This window comes from Psittacicella hinzii (assembly GCF_003585935.1).
In the GTDB taxonomy this organism is placed as follows: domain Bacteria; phylum Pseudomonadota; class Gammaproteobacteria; order Enterobacterales; family Psittacicellaceae; genus Psittacicella; species Psittacicella hinzii.
Genome location: NZ_NRJG01000052.1, coordinates 1 through 22,936 on the forward strand (window position 1 = coordinate 1; position 22,936 = coordinate 22,936).

Sequence of the window (22,936 nt, forward strand, 5' to 3'; positions counted from 1 at the left end):
ATACTGGACGCACAAAAAAGTACTTGCCCGAAAGCAAGTACTTGAGGTTTTGATTATGTCCTACGAAAAATGTGCAATTAAACCTAATTGCAACCGTAGGTTGTTAATTATTTTAAAGCTTTAGCCTTGAGTTTTGCAACTTTGAGCTATTAAAGCTTTAATTACTATTGAGATTTATTGTTTTGATTAGCTTTTTTACCGTGGAGTTCGATTGCCATACGTACTTGTTTATATTCTTTACGATGTAAATCGCTCGGACCGTATTGCATTAATAAGCCCACGTGTTCACTAGTAACATATCCTTTATGTTTAGCAAGATTGTACATTGCATAATTCGGATTGTTACTTAGGTCTTCCATGAGATTATCACGGTAAGTTTTAGCTAAAATTGAAGCTACTGAAACTTCACGTACACGTAAATCACCTTTAACCGCAGCAATTTTAGCTACTTGATCATCAGTAATTTTCGGTACATTATTGCCGTCAAAAACTACGACAATGCGTTCTTTAACATGTTTCCAGTTAATGCCATAGATCTTACAGCGGTTTTGTAATAAAGCTAACACTTTATTAACTGCTCGTTCCATAGCTTTTAAGGTGGCATTCAGAATGTTATGTTCGTCAATTTCACTTACACTACCTTCTTCAATAGCATAAATAATACTACCTTTTTCTCCTTGAACTACAAACTCTTGGTATAGCGATTGACGACGTTTTTCGCTTAACTTTTTCGAATCTTGATCTTTAAGTACATAGTTAATCATGTCTTTAGATTGTGATAAGTCAAGCTGGATCTGTAATGCGTTATAAATTGGATTAATTGGTGTTAATAGTACATTTGCAGCATCAGCGTAATCTTGCACAAACACTGAATCAGTTGGAGCACGTTGCTTAAATAACTGCTGCATAATCATGTTCTTGTGTTCTTCAGGTGTTAAGCGTTGTTTAACTTCTTGTTCTTCACGCATTAAAAGATCCTGAGACACGCGACGCTGAAAGACTAAAATATTAGATAACCTAAGACTTGGGGACATATCCGCCACAATTCTTGCGGCACTATAATCAACAAAACCTATACAAGCTGCTGCAGTCACGACTGGGCCAAACATACAACCGCGTCCAGCTTCATCTACCCCTATTACCAGCAGTTTTTGATGATTCTTTAGGAGCTTGCTAAAAACATCCTCTCCTAATCGAAAAACATTTTCATCAAAAGGAAGACCAGATGCATTACCTACTTCGGTGAAAGTATTTTTTAACTCAATTGGATCTGCTTTTAAAGTTGCCTTTGCAGAAGACTTAGCTTGAAATTTTGGGTTTAATTGTGGGTCGTGTGAAATCATAATTAAGGTTAAACTGGCACTCTTTGATTTTTCACAAAAATTTAGGATTCTCCACTTCGTTAAGTTAGAGCTATACCTTGCGGAAAGGTATATCTATGCTTAACCCCTAGTTCTAGACTTTCTTAAACCCTAAGCTGTTTAGAAGCTTCTAGAACTTGTTGCTAAATCATGCTGGAAGTCTAAAGCAAAATAGTGACATGCTACCAAAGTCTGTCGCTTTTCAAAATTAGAGATTGCCAATTTTTTGATTGAGCACAAGCTCAAACATAAGTGTTATAAATTATTGCTGATCACTAATGCTTTAAACTAAGCTTACGTTAATAAATTTATCCTTAAGGTTAAGCTGTTATCTCTGTTAAGCACCTAGCTTAACTCTATACTAAGCATTAACCTTATAAACCTTAGTTTTCCAACTACATAGAATACGTAATAATACATAGCATTTCAAACTAAGAAGTAAGCTTGATAACTTTTCTACCAATACAAATCTTCTCTAGAGCTTAGTTCTAGATGATAAAAAATTGAGGCTTAAATATATGAGAATAACAGTAGGCTACTGTTATTGGTAGAAAGAAGTTAAACGTAAAAATGGTTTCCAAAGCAAATTTTTACGTGCATGATTTAAAAACGTATTAAGAACTATTTTTCATCATAGTTTTTAATACTTTGCTTATAAAAATTACAAGCTGTAAGAGTTAATTATCTCACTTTAAGCTTTACTTAGACTATATAACTTATTAATTAAGATATATGGTCAGTATTTTATTAACTTGCCCGTCATTTGTATGAAAACATACAGGGTTAGTTAATAATTTGAGATTAATTAGTGCTGGCGCAATTAATAAGTTATAGTGCGTCACCTCATTAGCAAGAAAACAAGGAATAAATTTGATAACAAAACGCAATTTCAAGTCATTTACTGGTGCATGGTGATTCTTTCTTGCTAATGAGAGTTGTAAGTCAACTAATGCAGACTCAACAAGCAATGCTATAAAGTGAGCCTCTTGTTAGATTTAGATCGCTAAAAATAACGATTTAAAACACTAAATAAAGTTATTAACTCTCCATTTTATTTTCCTAAATTAAAAATCATAATGCAAAGAATAATCACCCAAATGCAAAAAATCGATACCCCCTACTACCATTTTCATCCTACCTAATTTTACCTATACCCCTGATTTATAAGAACATTCTCAAAAATCAATCTAAAATTATCGTTTAATATTTTAGCCGTAATTTTAGGTATCTTTTCTTTACTTTCGTTTTATGAATAAAATTTAAGGCATATGCAAAGAATTAATTTTTCTTAAAATGCTGTTTAATAGAGTAATTTATTTCAAAATCACACTTTCGTTTATCTTGCGTTAGTTTGTTTTATGGCAAGAAACTTTCGTTTTGCAAAATCGGTTGCTTAAAAACCATGATTAGCTTTTATGCAAATTTTCACATATAGAAATCTTTATTAAAAAATTTCTTTAAATAAAACAGAATAAACCCACAGCATTTATATGGTTTTACTTTTGATTTTGCAAAAAACAAATCGCACCTAAATATGTCTTGTTTATTAAGAAAATTCGTAAGTGAGATCTAATTTTACTTAACTTTTTTCTCAAGTAGCATTATTTTTACTAAAAATGGGAAAAAATTATATGAGGGTAAGTAAAAAAACAACTAACGTAAGTCCTGACCTTACTTACAGCTTGGTTGTTTATTCATGAGTAGTTGCGCAAATTAGGAGCATATTATAGAACTTTATTCCACCATTCCCAAGTGCTGCAACAAAATATTTTTGACTAGCTTAAACTCGGTTTTCTAAATAACCTTGATGCTTATGTAACCTTTTGTTACATCCATATACACTGCTGTATCTTAGCAGTACCCCCAAAATGATACAACTCCCCTTCCCCCTCCATTCTCCACCTCTAACTACCTAGCCGTTCCTTATATCTTCTTCCCTACTCTCTTAGTCGGAAATTGTTGTTCCAGCATATGCCTCTAGTCTCGATCTTTATGCTGTAAAATCCTCACTTTAAGTTGCTATTTTGTAGAGTGGTTTTTGCCAATTAGTGCTAAACATGCAAAAAGCACTGCTTAAATTTGCTATAATACTGGCGTGTTTTTTATGCAAAATTTTGTCATTTTGCATGGTAAATACAGGTTACTAGTTTAAAGCTAAGATAAGTTATAACTTGTTAAGCGAGTCTTTAATTTTTCCGAAGAATTAAACTTATGTTTAAGCGGCAATTTATAACTAAATCAGTCTTCAAGGAAACGATATACCAAGAACTCGTACCTTGAGAACTAACTAAGTTCGCTTTTCTTTTCCGTGATAATGATAAGTTTAATAAATCTAAACTCTTACATTATCAATCATCCAGTTTTTACCTTAGTTAGTTCTAGCTAGCAACAAGAGGGAAATTAAGTAACCATCAACTATAAGGTGCTAGTGATGGTTAATTTAATTACATTTAATATGACGAAGTTTATTGAACTTTAAGGCACTGCCTTAAAGTTCTCCCAATTAGGATTTTACATGCTAAATTTAAGCGAAAACGACGTTCTGTTAAACCAAAAAGCCGCAACTAAAGAAGATGCTATTCGCATTGTATCTAAAGTATTAGCTGACAATGGTCGCGTTGATCCAGGTTATGTTGACGGTATGTTAGAACGTGAAAACCAAACTTCTACTTACCTTGATAATGGGGTAGCTATTCCTCACGGTACAACTAAAACTCGTGATTTAGTGAAACAAACAGGTGTAGCAGTGGTACAGTTCCCTGAAGGGGTTGTATGGAATGAAGATGGTGATAAAACTTTTATTGCCTTCGGGATTGCAGCTAGTTCAAACGACCACTTACCAATTTTAAAAGCGATTACTAATATTATCGGTGAAGAAGAGGAAGCGGCTGCGCTAACTAAAGCAACTACTAAAGCGCAATTATTACGTTTAATTCAAGGTGAACCTGCTGCAGCTCCAGCAAGCGCTAATTTAGCATTAATTAAACCAGAATTAGTAGACTTAGCAGCCAAAGCAACTAATCTACCAGGCTTACAAGCTCTAAATGCTGCTAACCTATTAGCACAAGAGTACATTAGTAGTGATTTCTTTGCTAAAAGCTTAGAAACTGCTCCAGTACATTTAGGTTCAGGCTTATGGTTAAATGCTGCAACCTGTGGTAATAAGCACAATGGTATTGCTTTAGTGCGTCCAGCACAAACCCTAAGCGTAAACAACGTACCTGTTAAAGCTTTAGCAACTGTAGTATTAACGGCTCAAGGTGATGCGGCATTATTAGCTAAATTAGTAAACCACGCAGATACTTTAACTACCGGTGACTTAGCAACCGTATTAGGGGTATTTGGTTTAGGTTTACCTGCTCAAGCTAGCCAACCAGTTTCTGTAGCAACAGCAGCAACAGCTGCAAACAATGCTCCAGCTCCTAAACACGAGCAAGTAGCATCTTTAAGCAAAGCTGCTCAAGAAGTAGATAGCTCTGCTGTAGTAGGTACATTTATCATTCATAACGAAAACGGTCTACACGCTCGCCCATCAACCGAGCTTGTACGTGTATGTAAACAATTTAATGCTGACATCACAGTAGAAAACTTAAGTACTGGTTCAGCTCCAGTTAAAGCCAAATCAATGGTACGTGTAACTGGTTTAGGTGCAGTTAAAGGTAGTGAATTAAAATTCACAGCCACAGGTGCTGATGCTGAACAAGCTATTGCAGCAATTGGTAAAGCAATTGCTGACGGATTAGGAGAATAATAACCATGACCAAAGTAGCAACTATTACCTTAAATCCTGCTTCAGATTTAGTAGGTAAAGTAAACTTTATTGAAGTAGGTGAAGTAAACTCAGTTGAAACTCTAGGTTTATACCCAGCAGGTAAAGGCATTAACGTAGCTAAAGTATTAGCTGACTTAGGCGTAAAAGCTACAGTTACCGGTTTTTTAGGTGCTGACAACAAAGGTGATTTTGAGCACGAATTTGCACAATATGGTTTAGATAACCAATTCGCTCTTGTTCCTGGAAAAACCCGTGTAAACATTAAAGTGACCCAAGAAGACGGTGAAGTTACAGATTTAAACTTCCAAGGCTTTAGTGTAAGCGCTGCTGACTGGCAAGCATTTACTGCTAAAACTAAAACTCTTTTAGCAGGTTATGACTATGTAGCTGTATGTGGTTCTTTACCAAAAGGTATTGATCTTGCTGACTTTACAGCATGGTTAAAAGACTTAAGTACTTTAGGTTGTAAAGTAATTTTCGATAGCTCAAACAAAGCTTTAGAAGCTGGCTTAAAAGCTAATCCATGGTTAATTAAACCAAACTACCGTGAGTTAGAAGTGTTAACTAACCGTAAGTTTGAAAATACTGAGCAAGTATTAGCAGCAGCACGTGAATTAAATGCGCAAGGTATTACTAACGTGGTAGTATCTATGGGTTCTAAAGGTTCTTTATGGGTAACTAAAGACTTTGTGTACCAAGCTCAACCACCAAAAATCACTAATGTAGTATCAACTGTTGGTGCTGGTGATTCAATGGTAGCAGGCTTTATTTACAGCTTAGTAAATGGTTTAGATGCAGAACAAACTTTAACTTTTGCTTCAGCCATCTCAGCTTACGCGGTAACTCAAGGTAACGTAGGTGTAGATTCACTTGCAACATTAGAACCATTTAAAGCACAAGTTAAAGTAACTAAAGTGCAATAATTACGCCTTTACACCTAATATTAATCTCCACACGGGTAATATATGAAAGTTTATTTAGCCCAAACCAGCACTCAACCTCTAGCTTATACGCTGCTTGCTAAAGCCGTATTAGAAAAAGCTGGCTATAGCATTGCAGAGAATGTAAATAATGCTCAATTAGCCGTAAGCTTAGAAAAGAACATTAGTGATCCAAGTTTAGCTGGTAAAGAAGTACTGATTGTTGATTTACAAGCTCTGGTAAATAATCCTACTCCGACCTTAAAAGCAGCTCCACGTACAACCGTAGCTCAAGTTAGCACCCCAGCAGCAAGCACTGCAGCAGCTGCTAAGACCGTGAAAAACATTGTAGCCGTAACTGCATGTCCGACTGGGGTAGCTCATACGTTCATGTCAGCCGAAGCCATTGAAACTTACTGTAAAGCTCAAGGTTGGAACATTCGTGTAGAAACACGCGGACAACAAGGGGTTGGTACGCCAATTACTCCTGAAGAATTAGCTGCTGCTGATTTAGTGTTTGCCGCAACGGATATCGAAGTAGATTTATCTAAGTTTGTTGGTAAACCTTTCTATCACACTACAACTAAAGCTGCCTTAAAACGCACAGCCGAAGAATTTACTAAAGCTTTTGCTACTGCTGCACCTTATCAACCAAAAGGCACTGCCGCTCCAGCAGCCGAAAAAGAAAAAGCTGAAGGTGGCTGGCAAGCAGTATACCGTCACTTAATGACAGGTGTATCTCACATGCTACCAATTACAGTAGCTGGTGGTCTGTTAATCGCTATTAGCTTCTTATTTGGACCTAATGCTTTCCAAGAAGCAGGAACTTTACCAGCTGCTTTAATGGACATTGGTGGTAATGCAGCCTTCAAGATTATGCTAGCTGTATTCTCTGGATACGTAGCTTACTCTATTGCTGACCGTCCAGGTTTAGCTTCAGGTTTAATTACTGGTTTCTTAGTAACTAACTTAGGGGCTGGTTTCTTAGGAGCAATCGTAACCGGTTTCTTAGCTGGTTATGTAACTCTAGGTTTATCACGTGCGATTAAATTACCAGCAGCAGTTGCAAGCTTAAAACCAGTACTTATTCTGCCGTTACTCTCAACCTTAATTGTTGGTCTATTAACTATTTACTTAATTGGACCATATGTAACTGTAGCTTCAGGCTGGTTAGCTAGCTTCTTAAAATCACTCCAAGGTGGTTCAGCTTTAGTGCTTGGTTTAATCCTTGGTGCGATGATGTGTATCGACATGGGTGGTCCAATTAATAAAACTGCTTATGTTGTATCAGTTGGTTTAATTGCCGATGGCGTTACTACACCAATGGCTGCAGTAATGGCTGCTGGTATGGTGCCACCTCTAGGTATGGCAATTGCTACTTGGTTAGCAAGAAGCAAATTCACCGCTCCACAAAGAGACTCAGGTAACGTTGCCTTTGTTCTAGGTCTATGCTTTATCTCTGAAGGGGCGATCCCATTTGCAGCTGCAGATCCATTACGTGTAATTGTTTCTTCAGCTTTAGGTGGAGCGATCGCTGGTGCTTTAAGTATGCTTTTCGAAGTAGGCTTAAATGCTCCACACGGTGGGGTGCTAGTAGCCTTTACCGCAACGCATGTAATTCCTTACTTCATTGCGATTGCTGTAGGTTCACTTGTTACAGGTGTCCTTTACGCTTTCTTAAAAGCTAAACCACAACAAGCTTAATTTTTTCTGCTTAAGACTCAAGGATTCCTTGAGTCTTTGGCATATTTAATTTTTCTTTTGCTTATGTCACAATCCTCATTATGTGGTGTATCACTTCTGGCTTTAAGTGAACAAGTAGTTACTTCACTCGAGCAATACCAAGAATTAAGCGCAAGCTTAAAGGCACACTACCCTCGTCTGCAAAGTAATATTGTCTTAATGGGAGTTTCAGGTACTGGTAAAAGTTCAGTTGGTTTAGCTTTGGCTCAACTTTTACAAGTTAAGTTTATTGACGGTGATGATCTCCATCCCCAAGCTAATATTCAAAAAATGGCAGCCGGTATCCCACTTACAGATGCTGATCGCGCGCCATGGCTCGAACGTATTCGTGATGCTTTCTTTGCTTTTAATCGTAAAAACGAAGCGGGGATTATTGTCTGTTCAGCACTTAAAAACGAATACCGTGAACTCATTCGGCAAGGCAATAGTAACTTAAAGTTTATCCATTTACACGGAGACTTTAACGTTATTGCTCAACGTCTTGAACAAAGACAAGGGCACTTTATGGCAAGCCAAATGCTCGAAAGTCAATTTCAAACGCTAGAAATGCCTAGCACTAATGAAACTGATGTTGCTCTAGTAAATGCAAACGTCCCTTTATCCCAAGTTATAGCGCAATGTTTGCAACAGATAGCTACTTGGCAAGACAAGCAAAGTAGTAATTAGTAATAGTTAGTACAACATTAAGTACTAACAGCAGATCCCCTGAACTTTAGTTCAGGGGATCATGATTTTATGGGGCTACAATTATTGCGGCTTACGCGCTAACATAGTGGCAAATTTTAATTGGATACGATTACCGTGAATATCGATTTTATGTAAGTGACCTAGGTTTTCGTTGTACTCTAAAAACTCCCAACCTTGGTAGTAGTTTTTCAGTTCTCCCTCACTAAACGTGAATGGGAAAGGCATTGGACAAGGGTACTCTGGAGTCGACATTGCTGCTACGATTAAGTTATAACCACCTGGATTAGTATGCTCTTGCATATTCTTAATTACTTGCGGAATAGAATTTGCATTTAAAAACATAAGTACTACAGTCGAGAGAATAAAATCATAATTCTCGCTAATAGCTGCAGTTTCAATATTGTACTCATAGGCGTTAACGTTTAAGTCTTCAGCTGCGGCTACACGTTGCACAAAGGCAATAGATTCAGCATTATGATCTACCGAAGTTACTTCAAAACCTTTTTTCGCTAAATAGAGACTATTACGTCCACCGCCACAACCTAAGTCTAAAGTTTTACAAGGAGCAATAATTTTACTTGCAGCAACTACGTCCCCATGAGTTGTACTTAAATTGTATTTTTTCGCAAAGTAGTTCTCTGGGGTACAGTAAAACTCTAAGAAACATTCTAAATCATCTGTTAGCGGCTGTACTTTGTGCCATACTTGCGGCTCAATAAAAGGCGCTGGATTTGTAGCATCAAATTCATGTTCACTTACTACATCTCCCTCTTCGGTTAAGTAGAAGAATTTGAGTTTACCTTTAAGAATAGTAAGTTTTGCCCAAGTGCCTTCTTTAGTGTTGTGTTTTTCTTGGAACATTTGTGGAAGGCTACTAGCTGTCCACACTGGCATAGTTTTATATGCCACTAGTTCATTAACATTAGTCATAAGATAAATCTCCGTGGTTAAGAGTTAAAAAGTATTAATAAAATTAATTATATAGGTAAATGCCTAAATAAAGTAAAATAAAACCACATCTACAATCGGCAAGATGTATTTCAGGATCTTAGGCTCACTGCCTGTCTAAAAAGAATACTCCTGTCAAGATATGATTTTGTAATAGAGATCTGATTTTTGTAATAAAGAAATGAATTTCGTAATAGAATATGATTCTCGTAATAGAAATATAATTCTCGTAAAAATGAACAAAATCCCCTATAAGCCTCGAGACTACTCGCTGCTTAATAGGGGATTTTGTTATTTGTGTTCTAATTGATCTAAACGTTCTTTTAACGCTTGTTCTTGCATTTCGATTTCGCGAGCAATACTATATTGGATAAATGCAATTAAAAGCACTGCTACAATAAAGAAAATTGCTCCAGCAATTAAGCCTGCCCAACCATATAGAGATTCTAAGTAACGTAATCCAGGTTGTTGACTTACTTGTTGATAAAGCTCTTGATGAAGACCCATTTGTAAGCCTAAAAGAATCGCTGCAAACACTACACCTAGAAGCATATAACGCCAGAACTTAGCACGCGGTGCACGAAAATAACTCGCCTCACCAAATAAAGCTGCTAAGTAACAACCAATGGCTGTACCGGCAAGAATTCCAATAAGGACATAGCTATACATAAAGGCTGAACCTAATTCGCTATTTAAGGCTACAATTGTACTACGTTCAGTAAGTGTATAAACTATATATGCTCCTAAACCAGAGCTTATTGCAAACACTAAAGCAAAAAGAAAACGTGGTTTAGCATGATTACGCTTAAAGTAGCTTACAGTTAAAGCGACAACCAGCGGAATAAAGAAGTACATAAAGCTTAAGAAGAATAAGCTAAACATCCCGCTAAATTCTACATTTGCGATCGATAAAAAGAAGAGACGAACACTTTGCCAAGTATAAGGTTGCATTATATGCGACCAAATAATCATTCCCCCAGCTCCTAACACAAAAGTTAGGAAAAAAGGATACATAAAATTTAATGGCTTAGCAGGTCTTGCAGTTTTAGTCATAAAATTCAATTCGGATTGTTGTTAATTTGATTGTTTGTGTGCTTAGTAGTATATCAAAGTAAGGGGATTTTTGCAGTGAAGAAGACCCCGAGAGTAATCTCGAGGTCAAGAAAAATTAATTAACTTTTTACTGACATTCAGTAGTAGATGATAAACGAATGTTAGATAAATATGCTAAGAACGCAGAGATTTCTACTTCAGAATATTCTTGGTTATCTTTGTTTAATCTTTTTAAGATCTCATACCTTTAATGAGCTTAACTACAGCAAACAATACAAAGACATAAACCCAATTCTTAACTAAAACCAATGCATAGTCTGGATATCCATGAATACGTACAATTGGACTTGCTATACTTACGGCTATTGAATAAATAATTACCCCAAAGGTTAATAAAACAATAGATTTCATGAATTCATTCGCTTCAAAAGGTGTACTGAGTGCATAATCGTAAGTAAGCATTAAATATGTTAATGCTATACCTAAGATGATAGAAAGAGTTATAAACTTCTCTAAATCAAAGTTACCATAAAATTTCATAATCCAAGCGTTAGCAATAGCTAGGGACATTATTACGGTACAAAGGATCAATATAGGATAAGTCCAAGGAGATTCTCTCTTACGTAATTTAAAAGTGACTAGATACGACACTAAGCATGTCCAGATAAAAGATTCAGCATATGTGTATACAGTTAGTCGATCTACAAATCTTAAACTATTAAAGTCATAATTAAATAGATAATAAAACACATGTGACAAATCTTCAAGGTATATAGCACCACCAATAATCGATATCAGAGCCCCCAAAGCCAACAACGGTAAAAAATAATTTTGCATAAATCACTCTTGTTAAATTTTAAGTTTTCATTTAATAAATTATCGTAGCTTAAAATTATTTGTTACTGTAGCGGAGACTTGGGTGAGAACTTGCTATATCTTTACAGCGGTCACTTAAGTACCAGGATATTGAATTTTTAGTTGAGACAAGATATTGCGTTTGCTCTGCTAAGTTATGGCTACATAACTAGTTTGAGCTACATCTTAATTTTACCATATACGATCTTAGCAACTCAACAACGGATAGATCATTCTCTGGGCTATGTCTGTCTCCTCACTATAAGTTAAGTACTATGCAGCTAAGCTAAAGCACATAAGAAAAATCCCCTTTAAGCTTCGATTTTGCTCGTTGCTTAATAGGGGATTTTTACTAATGATTGCAATTTTATGAAAATATCAATCTATCTTTAACTGTATCTGCGTTACTTCTAAAAAATAGAGTGAGCTGTAATCCAAAACTAGCTTCAACAACTTCAACAACCTTAATCCTTGGTTGCTTTTTGTAGATTTACCTTAGGAGTTTCTGTTGTTTGTGTGTTAACTGTTGTATCAGTTATATGCTGTTTAGAAGCTTTTGTAAGATCTACAGCTTTAGTTTGAGCTTTTACTTCTTGTGTAGTTGCTTCTTGTACAGTAGTTACCTCTGGAGCTTTTGCCACTTGAGCATCTGCTACCGGAGTTTTTGTTTCTGAATCTACAGCAGTTTCTTGTTTTGCTACTGTTGTTTCTTGCACTGCAACAGTTTCTCGCTATGCAGCTTTCTCAGCACTAGCAACTACAGTTTGACTTTGCTCTTCTAAGTTACTACTTGTATTGTCAGCCTTACTTGAGTCATTCTCATCGCTCTCAACAACTTCATTCGTTGCGTTAGTTTGAGCTAGATCTTCTTTAGGTTTACCATACTTAGATTTCTCAAAGCGAGCACCTAAAAGCTTAATGTACAGAGTAGTCACTAAAGTAGCTACTACTTGTAGTATTGCTCCTAAAGCAAGGAACATTACAATTCCTAATAAAGGATAAGAATCCATCATTAGCGCTACAACTGCATTACCTTGGAAAGCAAACATTACTGCACTACATACAACAGTTAAGAAAGTAATGTTGCGCCATTCACTAAATTTAGTGTCAGACGAAGGTTGACTTAAATATGCTCCAGCATTAATTAACACTAAGACTAAAGCATTAATCAAACTTAAATATGGGATATCCCATAATTGTTTTAAGTTATGTCCGTAAAGGATAAAGTTATTGTATAACCAACTAAAAATACATGCCCAAACAAAAAACACTACTAGTTGTAATGGTTTAAACGACTTACCTTTCCAGAGCACAAAGCTCACAAAAGTCGCTACCATTGAAAGGACATAAGTTGTGGCATACATGAAAAAGTAATCTTTACCCAGACGCCAATATCCTTGTTCACCCACGGTATAACCTAAAGAGTAATACCACATCTTGGCATTAATCTTAGGACTACCTAAGTAGAAAAACAGGACACAAGCAGCCACGGTTAATAAAAAATATAAATAAAAGCGATATGACATATAGGGCTCTAATTTCGGTTTTTTGCTTCTAGCAGTTTTTTTATCTTTGCTTCTAGTTTAGCGCGATTTGAATCTTTACCGGATTTTAATTGCATCCGTCCATCACGAATATGAATGTTGGCTAATTCAACTTGCTCTTTTACTGGGTTAGTTACTTTAGTGGATTGACCAGCATCTACATTTAGTGCTGAAGCGGCATGACTAGCCTCTGCATTTGGTGCTGAAGCGGTAAAACTAGCTAACTTACGTTTAGGCATTAATCCAGCTTTACTTAGTTCGGCTTTGGCTAAAGTCGATTTGCCTAGTTCAGCTTTAACTAACTCTTCTTTAAAAAGTTGCGTAGTTTTAGATGAAAAACTATGAGCTAGAGTTTCGCGATTTAAGGAGTTATCAATAATCCGTCTTTGGGTTGCCGCATCAAATAAACCTAAACGCTCTTGTTGCTTATGAATCATCATTCGCGTATTGTGTGTATTAGCATGAGCAATGGCTAAAGCTAAAGCATCGGAAGCATCGAGTTTAGGCTTTTGCGTCAGTTTTAAAATGCGACATACCATCTTATTTACGACTTCTTTACCAGCCCCACCTGAACCTGTAACAAACTTTTTCGCTTGCCGCGCACTTAACTCAAAAATAGTTGCACCAGCTAATGAGGCTGCTAAGATGGCAATGCCTCGCGCCATGCCAAGTTTGATGGCTGATTGTGGGTTCTCGGCAATAAATACTTGCTCGATCACCATATGCTCGGGTTGGTAGGTTGCAATTACTTCTTGCAATTGCGTGTAAATAAGTGGTAAACGCGCATTAATATCCGAACCTTTAACGCTAATTACCCCAGAAGTAATATATTCGATTTTTGAGCCTTCTTTACGAATAATGCCATATCCCGTATTTATTGAGCCGGGATCAAGACCTATAATTATCGTCATAGAAATACTCTATTCACTTAAATAGTACGAAATAACCCCTGCAACTATCATGTTGTAGGGGTTATTATTAACTACATGAAATATGTAGTTGCACTTTCTTACATGTCTAGTTGTGCAGCAATATCGTCAGAGATTTCACCATTGTGGAAAACTTCTTGTACATCATCTAGATCTTCTAAATGATCGATCATTTTCACAAAAGTTGCCGCAGCGTCTAAATCTAAGTTTACTTTAGTTGAAGGAATTTGCGCAATTTCCGCTTGTGCTGGTTTTAAACCTGCAGCTTCTAAAGCATCACGCACTTCGTTAAAGCCTTCCCATGCACAGTAAACTTCTACTGTACCATCACCGTAATCGATAATGTCTTCAGCACCAGCTTCTAGTGCCGCGTCCATTACCGCTTCTTCGTTTGTCTCTTCAAAAGTGAACACACCACGTTTAGTGAAAAGGTAAGACACAGAACCATCTGTACCTAAGTTACCACCTAAACGCGTAAAAGCATGACGCACTTCTGATACTGTACGATTACGGTTATCAGTTAAACATTCAACCATGATTGCTGTGCCGCCTGGACCATAGCCTTCATAGATAATTGTTTCCATGTTCGAACCTTCACCGCCACCAGTACCACGCTCGATAGCACGGTTAATGGTATCACGGGTCATGTTGTTCGATAAAGCTTTATCAACTGCTGTACGTAAACGTGGGTTTGAACCTACATCACCGCCACCTAATTTTGCAGCTACGGTAATTTCACGAATGATTTTGGTAAAGATTTTACCTCTTTTAGCATCTTGGGCTGCTTTTTTATGCTTAATATTAGCCCACTTACTATGACCTGCCATTTTCTCAACCTTATATTGGGAGTTAAAAATGAAATATGAGAGCTAAGCAAGTTAAACCAGTTAACTTGCTTAGCGACAATAAATAGTTAAATCTAGCTAGTTCTGTAATAGCTAATTAAGTAGTTAATTACTCACTAATTAAGTACTATCTAGCTAAGTACGATCAAATTAAGTGCTAGCTCGATTAAGGTTTACTATTTATCGCGATGTACTTTATATTTTGGTACTACGTCGATTGCAACTTCTTCAAGGGCTTTATCTGCAGCATAAGAAGGAGAATCTGTCATTAAACATTGTGCTTGGTTGTTTTTCGGGAAAGCAACTACGTCACGAATGTTTTCTGTACCAGTTAATAACATTGCAATACGGTCAAAACCGAACGCACAACCTGCGTGAGGTGGTGCACCATATTTGAACGCATCTAATAAGTAACCGAATTTGTCACGTTGTTCGTCGTGATCAATACCGATTAATTCAAAGATTTTAGCTTGTAAATCTTGTTTGTAAATACGTACTGAACCTGATGTACATTCAAAACCGTTAATCACCATATCACATGCATCCGCACGGATATCTAATACTGGAGTATTCTCTAAATACTCAACTGTACCTTCTAATGGTGAAGTGAATGGGTGGTGCGCAGCAATTAAAGCACCAGACTCTTCATCGATTTCGTACATTGGGAAGTTAACAACCCATAGAGGTGCAAATGAGTTGAAGTCTACTAGACCTTCATCACGACCTAAACGGATACGTAATGCACCTGCAGCTTTAGTTGCTAAATCTTTTTTGTCAGCAATTACGAAGACAATGTCATCATTTGCTAGTTCTAAAGTAGCATCTAATTGCGCAAAGATTTCTGGAGTAATGAATTTAGCAATTGAACCTTTAACGTTTGCACTTGCTTTATCTACTACGCTAAAGTGCGCTAGACCACCTAAACCTAATGAGTTCATTTGTTTCGTGTACTCATCAATACGTTTACGGCTGATATTTGCACTTGCACCAGGAACTTTAATTGCAATTACACGAGATTTAGCGTCGTTAGCAGATACACGTAAGAATTCTAATTCTACTTGCGCAAACGCAGCATTTACGTCTTTTAATAATAATGGGTTACGTAAGTCTGGTTTATCAGAACCATAATCACGCATTGCATCGTCATAACTCATCATTGGGAATTTTGGTAGATCATAATTTAAGATCTCTTTCCATAAACGACGAGCTAGACCTTCAGCAATATCACGTACTTGTTGACCGTCTAAGAATGAAGTTTCTAAGTCGATTTGTGTAAACTCTGGTTGACGGTCTGCACGTAAGTCTTCATCACGGAAACATTTAACAATTTGGAAGTAGCGGTCAAAACCACTTGCCATTAATAATTGTTTATAGATTTGTGGACTTTGTGGTAGAGCGTAGAACTTACCTTTGTTCACACGTGAAGGTACTAAGTAGTCACGTGCACCTTCTGGAGTTGCTTTACATAAGAACGGAGTTTCAATTTCTAAGAAACCGTTTTCTACTAAGTAAGCACGTGTAACTTGCATTGCTTTGTGGCGTACCATAAAGCGGCGTTGTACGTCTGGACGACGTAAATCTAAGTAACGATATTTTAGACGTAATTCTTCTGGTACATCTGTATTGTAGTCTAGAGGCATTACATCAGCTTCAGAGTACACTTCTACTTCTAAAGCTTCAATTTCGATTTCCCCAGTTTTCATCTCTGGGTTCACTTGTCCTTCTGGACGAGCGATTACTTTACCTACAACTTTAATACAAGATTCTGGATGTAATCTTGATACGCGATCGAAGAACTCGGCTTCTGGTTTAATAAACACTTGCACGATACCTTCACGGTCACGTAGACTTAAGAAGCACATCCCACCTAAGTTACGATTACGATCAATCCAGCCATTTACCGTTACTACTTGACCTTCATAAGCTTTAGTAACATTACCACAATATAAGCGCATGCTGTTATACCTTTTTTAATAACATTAAACTAATAATATTAAACAGAAAAAATTGGAATTTTAGACTGTAAATTTTGCTAAAAACACCGCCTTAAATTATATCATAAATAGCTAACGCAATTTTAAGCACAACTCGAGGTTGTTCTAGGTTATTCCTCTTAACTTAAAATCTAATTCCTACTCATCAAAAAGCATTGAGCTGTACCCCAAAAATTATACAAACTAACAAACTTGCAATTTGTTTCGCATAAGTTTAGCTGATTATGCCTGTGCTATAATAGTGGGTCGTATTTGCAAGAGTGACAAATACCCCTGATTAATCGTTAAAAATTTCTTATGGCACGTGACAATATTTACGCACAACAAGATATTCCTGGAGATTTTCAGTTCAATGATTTAGTAGCTGAAGTCTTTCCAGATATGATCAAAAGATCGGTGCCAATTTATGAACCGATCCTTGAAAACTTACCCTTACTCGGACATAGATATATAACCGATAACTCTAATGTCTATGATTTAGGCTGCTCATTAGGAGCTATGACCTTTGCTTTACGTCAAAGCTTGCCTCTTAAACCTGAAAATTTAGGTGCAGTTCCGCAAAACGTAACTTTCTATGCCGTAGATAATAGTCCGGCAATGATTAAACGCGCCGAGCTCAAACTCGCAGGTTACACTAGCCCTTACCCTACGCAATTCTTACTTCAAGACATTGAACAAGTAGATATTCATAATGCTAGTTTAGTGGTTATGAATTTTGTCCTCCAGTTCTTAAACCCTGAAAAGCGTTATGAACAGTTACAACGCATCTACCAAGGTTTAAATCATGGTGGAGTGTTAATTCTTAGTGAGAAGTTTACTAATCCTGATCCCCAATTAGAACATGAGATTTGTCATTTACATTGGGCTTTTAAAGCCAAAAATGGCTACTCCATGCTCGAAATCGAACGTAAACGTAATGCCATTGAGAATGTAATGATTCTTGATAGTTTACCTGAGCATTTACGTCGTTTAGAAGAGATTGGTTTTAAAGTAGTGATTTGGCAACAAGGTTTTAACTTCTGTTCAATGCTCGCTTTTAAATTGTAAACTTGAACTAGTTTATCTACTTTAAAGTTATCTATTTTAAAATTTTACCTACCCGATCCTTAGTCTTGGTAATTCCAAGACTAAGGATCTTTTTCATACCCTTAAACCATAACCAAAACTTCATCTCTTCATCATCTTTTCATAATCTCTCCAACATATCTCCATCATATCTTCATAATCTCTCTATTTACACTGCTATTTAGCAAAATAAGAGGTTTTTACACTGCAATAATCATTTCTTATGTTGAATTTATTGTTTAAAGTGTTCTTTTTCTAAATTCTGACACAAATATTGTAAGTTTTATTTTGTTGCAAAATTCAGATATTTAAATAAATATTTGTCGTCTAAAAATTGATTTCTTACCTTTTAGTAGGGATAAACCTAGTGTAATTTTTAAGCAAGTTAGGAACGCAATATTAACCCCTAGTAATCTAACTTTACTCAACAACCGATTTATATATACGTACTTATGAAACGATAATGATCATTTAGAGATATTTGTCTTTGGCATGCAATTATCTCAAGCAAACTTAACCGGAAGTAAGCAACAGCAAGTTACACTCACGCTCAATTTTAAATTCAAGAGCAGCAAAAGCAAAAAGTTAGCCTTCTAGCATTGCCTCATTCTTAAATTGCATTTAGAAATTACTACAGATATAATTATTGTATGCCTTAGGTTGGCATATGAGTCTATTTACATTTAAACACACATAAAATCAGATTGATTTTAGGAGCATTTATGAACTTATTTGAGCGTACAAATCCTAGAGCGCGTCACTTATTTATGCTATTAGTGATCGGGATTATTGCAGGTTTAATGTCAGCAGCATTAAAATCAGGTTGGGAAGATGTTTTACCACCTCGTTTACCTGGTGCTGTACCACCTCCAGTTGAATTTTTAGGTTTATTTGGTATTTCAACTGAACACATGACATACACTTGATTAGGTCACGGTCTTAACTATGGTGGTAACTTAGTACACTACTTATTCTCAGTAGTGATGGCGGTAGTTTACTGTGTAGTAGCTGAAATCCTACCTAAATTCCGCTTATTAAAAGGTTTTGTTTATGGTTATGCCGTAGCTCTTGGTGCACACTATGTAGTGTTCCCAATTATCGGCATTCCAGCTGACTTCAATATCCAAGGCTTTATCTCTGAAATCATTGGTACAGGTCTATGGATGTGGACTATTGAAACCTTCCGTTCTTACTGCCGTGCTAAATGGGTTGGCTATAGCACAGCCGTTGAAGAACAAGTTGCTTTAGGTTTATCTAAATAAGCTAAGCTCATCTCATTTGTTATTAAGTCGACTTAAAATAAATCCCTACAGTTTACGCTGTAGGGATTTTACGTATTAAAAAAGCTCATCCTAAGATGAGCTTTAGTAATTGCTTAAAACTTGGCTTTATCTAAGTTAAAACCAAATTCGTTAATAAATGACGTTCCGCCTATAGGGCTTTATAATGACCTACACTTGGATCGTCGGCTTGACTACTAGCAGAAGTGCTAGAAGAAAGAGGTTGTTGTTCATGGCTACAACCACAACCAGCGCCACAGCCGCCAGTTGTTTGTCCATGACTCATGTGTCCGTGTGCATGCGCTAAAGTATGTTCAAGCTCGGCTGTACCATTTTCAGCAATGTAAGCAGACATTTCTTGTTCTTGTTGCTCTAAAATGGTCGCAAAGTCTAGATCTGAACCTTCTGGTTTCATGTCTAGTTTGAACAGTAATTGCGCATCGAAATTATTATCTGGGTTTGCGGTCGTTAAGAGTTTTTCGCCATAGAAAATACTGTTTGCTCCAGCTAAAAAGCATAAAGCTTGCATTGCTTCAGGCATTTGTTGACGACCTGCTGATAGACGTACATGCGAAGTTGGCATTAAGATACGTGCAATGGCAATCGTACGTACAAATTCAGTCCAGTCTAAATCTTCGGCTTCAAACAGAGGTGTACCTTCAACTTTTACTAGTTGGTTAATTGGCACTGATTCTGGATGCGGATCTAAATTAGCTAAACTAGCTAATAGACCAGCACGTTCTTTACGGCTTTCATTTAGACCGATAATCCCACCACAACATACTTTAAGACCTGCATTACGTACTTTACCTAAAGTATTAATACGATCATCAAACTTACGGGTGGTGATAATGTTTTGGTAGTGCTCTGGTGCAGTATCAAGATTGTGGTTATAGTAATCTAAACCAGCTTCTTTTAATTGTTCAGCCTGACCTTCTTCAAGAATACCGAACGTTCCACATACTTCCATCCCTAAAGCTTTTACTTCAGCAATAGCTTCACGTAACATTGGCATGTGTTTTTCTTTTGGTCCACGCCATGCAGCACCCATACAGAAGCGAGTAGCACCTTTAGATTTAGCTAATTTAGCTTTATTAACGATCTCTTCTTTACCTAGAAGCTCTTCGTTTTGCACTCCAGTGTGGTAACGAGCTGATTGTGGACAATAGGTACAATCTTCAGGACAGCCACCAGTTTTAATACTTAAAAGAGTTGAAAGCTGGACTTCTTGAGGATTAAAGTGTTCACGATGAATACGTCCAGCTTCAAACACTAACTCCAAAAAAGGAGTTTCAAAGAGTTTTTCCACTTCACACACTGTCCAATAATCAGTTTGCTTGTGTGGAGTTAAGCGAGTTAAAGTTAATTTCTGCATCGATTATTCTCGGTGCTGTTTTGATGTGACTCCCGTCATGATCCCCAGCGTAGAGACTCCAATGTAAGTTCTAGGTGCATAGTTAAGATAATCTGAGGTGATCCCACCTTAGCATAACTTGCTTACCTAAATTGTCAATCAAATTAGAGAGGAGGAAAATTTGTGCCTTAAAGGCATAAACTACTTAGTTCCACAAAGTAAGAGCCTATTATAGCAATCAATTAGGCAAAAGCCTAATTAATTGTATCTTCTTCAGACTATAAGGTCTTACAAAGAGTACTTGCTAAAAGTACTTAATAAAGTTCTTGAAAAGTACTTGAGTCTGTTCAAGGAAGAAGTAAGCTTTAAACTTTGCAGAGCTAGCGTTATTATCATACCAGTAAACTCTAAGCTTTGAGTTAAAATCTTCGTCTTTTGCGTATTTTGCTAGTGGAGTTTCGGTAAAAATAGCAATTTTGGCTTATGCCTTACTAAGGATTCTCCAATATATCACCAAAGATTAACTAAACTAGCTACTATTTACTCTGTTTGAGCTGTACCCAAAACCCAATATTCAGCCTCTTAAATTTCGTGCCCAAATCTGAATTTAGCGTCTAAATAAGAATTTAGCTTCCAGATTAACATGAGAAAAACCTCTAGAGATCCTAGAGGTTTGTTCAAGTGCTTAGGCACAAATATTTGTAATCTTAATTGCTAGACCACCCATTGAGGTTTCACGGTATTTTGAGCTCATGTCTTTACCGGTTTCGTACATAGTTTCAATAACTTTATCTAAAGAAACTGTAGGGTTGGTATTACGACGTAAAGCCATACGTGCCGCATTTACTGCTTTAACTGCAGCAATAGCATTACGTTCAATACATGGGATTTGCACTTGTCCCCCTACAGGATCACAAGTTAAACCAAGATTGTGCTCCATCGCAATTTCAGCGGCAATAAATACTTGCGTTGGTGTACCACCAAGTACTTCAGCTAGTCCAGCCGCAGCCATCGAACAAGCAACTCCTACTTCACCTTGGCATCCTACTTCAGCTCCTGAAATTGAGGCGTTCATTTTGTAGAGCGAACCAACTAAAGAACTTACTAAGAAGTAACGTTCAAGAACTTCTGGAGTTAAGTGACCATAAAACTTACCGTAATATGAAATTACTGCAGGCACAATTCCACAAGCACCATTAGTTGGAGCTGTTACTACTCGACCACCAGCTGCGTTTTCTTCATTAACCGCAAAAGCATATAAGTTTAACCAATCCATAGCGTACATTGGATCGTTATTGCCTCGCATAATATCGGCTTCGAGTAGTTTACGTAAACCAGGAGCACGACGACGTACTTTTAATGGTCCTGGTAATAAACCTTCGGTATAAATACCACGATTAATACAATCGCTCATTACTTGCCAAATAGTATTAATGTAGTTGCTTAGTTCAGCTTCTGAACGTAAGCTAAGTTCGTTTTGCTTAGCAATGTAATAGAGTGAGTAGCCATTATCATCAGCATGACGTAGTAAGTCTTCAGCACTTTGATAGTCATATGGTGCTTTTACCGTTGCTTCTTCAGGCACATCAAAGTCTTTATCAGTTACCACAAAACCACCACCAATTGAGTAGTAAGTGTTTTGGTGTAACAGTTCACCTTTGCCATCGTATGCTTTAATGGTTAACGCATTCTCATGGCGAGGTAAGAAGTCTTGGTGAAACACTAAATCTTGTGCATAAATAAACGGTATCGTTTTACTGTTATGCCAGATTTTTAATGTACCATCTGCTTTAATACTATTAGTGAATTCACTAATACGTTCTACTTCAACCGTATCTGGTAAAAAACCTTTTAACCCCATCATTACAGCAACGTCAGTTAAGTGACCTTTACCAGTTAATGAGAGAGAACCATAAATATCAACTTTAATTTGTGCTAGGTCGTCTAATTTTTGTTGCTCAACAACTTCTTGCATAAATCTATATGCAGCTACCATTGGACCAACAGTATGTGACGAAGAAGGACCTACTCCTACTTTGAAAATATCAAAAATGCTAATCATAAAATGCACTCGGTAAGATAACCGTTAAAAATCTAAGTTAGAAGAAAACTAAATCTCCTACAGGGGAATTAAGAAACTGGGGGAGCGCACAATTTGCGCGTAAGGCATATTATACTCTCTTCAAATAGAGAAAACTGTAAAAGCAGCTACTCTTGTACCTAAAATATCTGATTTGTACTCTTAAGGGATCAAAATATGCTCTTTGTTGTACAGAGTTCGCATTTATCTAGTGCAAGTTGAGATGCAACTTAGAGAGAGTTTGACTTGAAAAAGCTTGACTTGAAAGAGCTTAACTTGAGATAACTATACTTAAGATAACTAAACTTGACATAACTAGACTTGAGAGAGCTAAACTTGTAACACCAAGGCTAAAATAACTGTAATCCGTAATTAAACGCTCACAGTGAAGACAACCTTAATTTTTAGTGATTGGTACTTAAAATAACGCACCTAAGCTTTAGATCTTAGACAAGGGATTACCCTTAAAGTTAAAAAACAACAAAGATTAGCAAGCTCTATCTCAT

16 protein-coding genes and 2 pseudogenes are annotated in these 22,936 nt (G+C 36.7%); 7 read left to right on the plus strand and 11 right to left on the minus strand.

Annotated features, from left to right (window positions below):
• Positions 1–164: 164 nt before the first annotated feature.
• Entirely contained in the window at positions 165–1,343 is a 1,179-nt protein-coding gene (locus tag CKF58_RS03225; protein ID WP_119530913.1) for a ribonuclease HII, read from the minus strand.
• A 2,533-nt stretch (positions 1,344–3,876) separates the two neighbouring features.
• Here CKF58_RS03225 and fruB point away from each other — a divergent pair.
• The 4 genes from fruB (at position 3,877) to CKF58_RS03245 (ending at position 8,462) form a co-directional block, all read left to right on the plus strand.
• A complete protein-coding gene (gene fruB / locus CKF58_RS03230) occupies positions 3,877–5,112 on the plus strand; it encodes a fused PTS fructose transporter subunit IIA/HPr protein (RefSeq protein ID WP_119530915.1) in 1,236 nt (411 codons plus the stop codon).
• A complete protein-coding gene (fruK, locus tag CKF58_RS03235; protein ID WP_379600282.1) occupies positions 5,109–6,056 on the plus strand; it encodes a 1-phosphofructokinase in 948 nt (315 codons plus the stop codon). The genes fruB and fruK overlap by 4 nt, the downstream gene beginning before the upstream one ends.
• A gap of 42 nt (positions 6,057–6,098) precedes the next feature.
• Complete coding sequence (locus CKF58_RS03240) at positions 6,099–7,757, plus strand: fructose-specific PTS transporter subunit EIIC (protein ID WP_119530919.1); 1,659 nt, start codon at positions 6,099–6,101, stop codon at positions 7,755–7,757.
• A gap of 198 nt (positions 7,758–7,955) precedes the next feature.
• Positions 7,956–8,462, plus strand: coding sequence for a gluconokinase (locus CKF58_RS03245; RefSeq protein ID WP_222987680.1), 507 nt, complete (start codon positions 7,956–7,958; stop codon positions 8,460–8,462).
• Between the two features lie 81 nt (positions 8,463–8,543).
• On the opposite strand, the gene tehB is transcribed toward CKF58_RS03245, so the two are convergent.
• The 8 genes from tehB to aspS all read right to left on the minus strand — a co-directional run bounded on the left by tehB (position 8,544) and on the right by aspS (position 16,612).
• Positions 8,544–9,413: an SAM-dependent methyltransferase TehB gene (gene tehB, locus CKF58_RS03250; RefSeq protein WP_119530923.1), complete on the minus strand. Its 870-nt coding sequence runs from the start codon at positions 9,411–9,413 to the stop codon at positions 8,544–8,546.
• A gap of 309 nt (positions 9,414–9,722) precedes the next feature.
• Complete coding sequence (locus CKF58_RS03255) at positions 9,723–10,445, minus strand: hypothetical protein (protein WP_147397202.1); 723 nt, start codon at positions 10,443–10,445, stop codon at positions 9,723–9,725.
• A 270-nt stretch (positions 10,446–10,715) separates the two neighbouring features.
• Positions 10,716–11,321 (minus strand): hypothetical protein, encoded by a 606-nt coding sequence (locus CKF58_RS03260; RefSeq protein ID WP_119530927.1) that lies wholly within the window; start codon positions 11,319–11,321, stop codon positions 10,716–10,718.
• Positions 11,322–11,803: 482 nt separating this feature from the next.
• On the minus strand, positions 11,804–12,055 hold the full coding sequence (locus CKF58_RS03265; protein ID WP_119530929.1) for a hypothetical protein: 252 nt from the start codon (positions 12,053–12,055) through the stop codon (positions 11,804–11,806).
• Between the two features lie 15 nt (positions 12,056–12,070).
• Positions 12,071–12,865 (minus strand): hypothetical protein, encoded by a 795-nt coding sequence (locus CKF58_RS03270; protein WP_119530931.1) that lies wholly within the window; start codon positions 12,863–12,865, stop codon positions 12,071–12,073.
• A gap of 8 nt (positions 12,866–12,873) precedes the next feature.
• A complete protein-coding gene (gene ruvC / locus CKF58_RS08710; protein WP_119530933.1) occupies positions 12,874–13,794 on the minus strand; it encodes a crossover junction endodeoxyribonuclease RuvC in 921 nt (306 codons plus the stop codon).
• Between the two features lie 98 nt (positions 13,795–13,892).
• A complete protein-coding gene (locus CKF58_RS03280; protein WP_119530935.1) occupies positions 13,893–14,639 on the minus strand; it encodes a YebC/PmpR family DNA-binding transcriptional regulator in 747 nt (248 codons plus the stop codon).
• Between the two features lie 194 nt (positions 14,640–14,833).
• The gene (gene aspS, locus CKF58_RS03285) at positions 14,834–16,612 is read right to left on the minus strand and encodes an aspartate--tRNA ligase (RefSeq protein WP_119530937.1); all 1,779 of its coding nucleotides are present in this window, start codon (positions 16,610–16,612) and stop codon (positions 14,834–14,836) included.
• A gap of 336 nt (positions 16,613–16,948) precedes the next feature.
• Between aspS and cmoA the strand changes: the two genes are divergently transcribed.
• The 3 genes and pseudogenes from cmoA to CKF58_RS03300 all read left to right on the plus strand — a co-directional run.
• The gene (gene cmoA, locus CKF58_RS03290; RefSeq protein WP_119530939.1) at positions 16,949–17,698 is read left to right on the plus strand and encodes a carboxy-S-adenosyl-L-methionine synthase CmoA; all 750 of its coding nucleotides are present in this window, start codon (positions 16,949–16,951) and stop codon (positions 17,696–17,698) included.
• A 740-nt stretch (positions 17,699–18,438) separates the two neighbouring features.
• A complete protein-coding gene (locus CKF58_RS03295) occupies positions 18,439–18,642 on the plus strand; it encodes a hypothetical protein (protein ID WP_119530941.1) in 204 nt (67 codons plus the stop codon).
• 15 nt (positions 18,643–18,657) lie between these two features.
• Positions 18,658–18,978 (plus strand): annotated as a pseudogene (locus CKF58_RS03300) (DUF1440 domain-containing protein); the annotation flags it as partial.
• 412 nt (positions 18,979–19,390) lie between these two features.
• On the opposite strand, the pseudogene bioB reads toward CKF58_RS03300, so the two are convergent.
• Positions 19,391–20,371, minus strand: a pseudogene (gene bioB / locus CKF58_RS03305) (biotin synthase BioB); the annotation flags it as partial.
• A gap of 664 nt (positions 20,372–21,035) precedes the next feature.
• On the minus strand, positions 21,036–22,412 hold the full coding sequence (locus CKF58_RS03310; RefSeq protein ID WP_119530947.1) for an L-serine ammonia-lyase: 1,377 nt from the start codon (positions 22,410–22,412) through the stop codon (positions 21,036–21,038).
• Positions 22,413–22,936: the final 524 nt, after the last annotated feature.

Excerpts from the sequence above, each read along its gene's own strand:
- CKF58_RS03225 (WP_119530913.1), bottom strand. The coding sequence starts at position 1,343 with ATGATTTCACACGACCCACAATTAAACCCAAAATTTCAAGCTAAGTCT.
- fruB (WP_119530915.1), top strand. The coding sequence starts at position 3,877 with ATGCTAAATTTAAGCGAAAACGACGTTCTGTTAAACCAAAAAGCCGCA.
- CKF58_RS03240 (WP_119530919.1), top strand. The coding sequence starts at position 6,099 with ATGAAAGTTTATTTAGCCCAAACCAGCACTCAACCTCTAGCTTATACG.
- CKF58_RS03245 (WP_222987680.1), top strand. The coding sequence starts at position 7,956 with ATGGGAGTTTCAGGTACTGGTAAAAGTTCAGTTGGTTTAGCTTTGGCT.
- tehB (WP_119530923.1), bottom strand. The coding sequence starts at position 9,413 with ATGACTAATGTTAATGAACTAGTGGCATATAAAACTATGCCAGTGTGG.
- CKF58_RS03255 (WP_147397202.1), bottom strand. The coding sequence starts at position 10,445 with ATGTATCCTTTTTTCCTAACTTTTGTGTTAGGAGCTGGGGGAATGATT.
- CKF58_RS03260 (WP_119530927.1), bottom strand. The coding sequence starts at position 11,321 with ATGCAAAATTATTTTTTACCGTTGTTGGCTTTGGGGGCTCTGATATCG.
- CKF58_RS03270 (WP_119530931.1), bottom strand. The coding sequence starts at position 12,865 with ATGTCATATCGCTTTTATTTATATTTTTTATTAACCGTGGCTGCTTGT.
- ruvC (WP_119530933.1), bottom strand. The coding sequence starts at position 13,794 with ATGACGATAATTATAGGTCTTGATCCCGGCTCAATAAATACGGGATAT.
- CKF58_RS03280 (WP_119530935.1), bottom strand. The coding sequence starts at position 14,639 with ATGGCAGGTCATAGTAAGTGGGCTAATATTAAGCATAAAAAAGCAGCC.
- aspS (WP_119530937.1), bottom strand. The coding sequence starts at position 16,612 with ATGCGCTTATATTGTGGTAATGTTACTAAAGCTTATGAAGGTCAAGTA.
- cmoA (WP_119530939.1), top strand. The coding sequence starts at position 16,949 with ATGGCACGTGACAATATTTACGCACAACAAGATATTCCTGGAGATTTT.
- CKF58_RS03295 (WP_119530941.1), top strand. The coding sequence starts at position 18,439 with ATGAACTTATTTGAGCGTACAAATCCTAGAGCGCGTCACTTATTTATG.
- CKF58_RS03310 (WP_119530947.1), bottom strand. The coding sequence starts at position 22,412 with ATGATTAGCATTTTTGATATTTTCAAAGTAGGAGTAGGTCCTTCTTCG.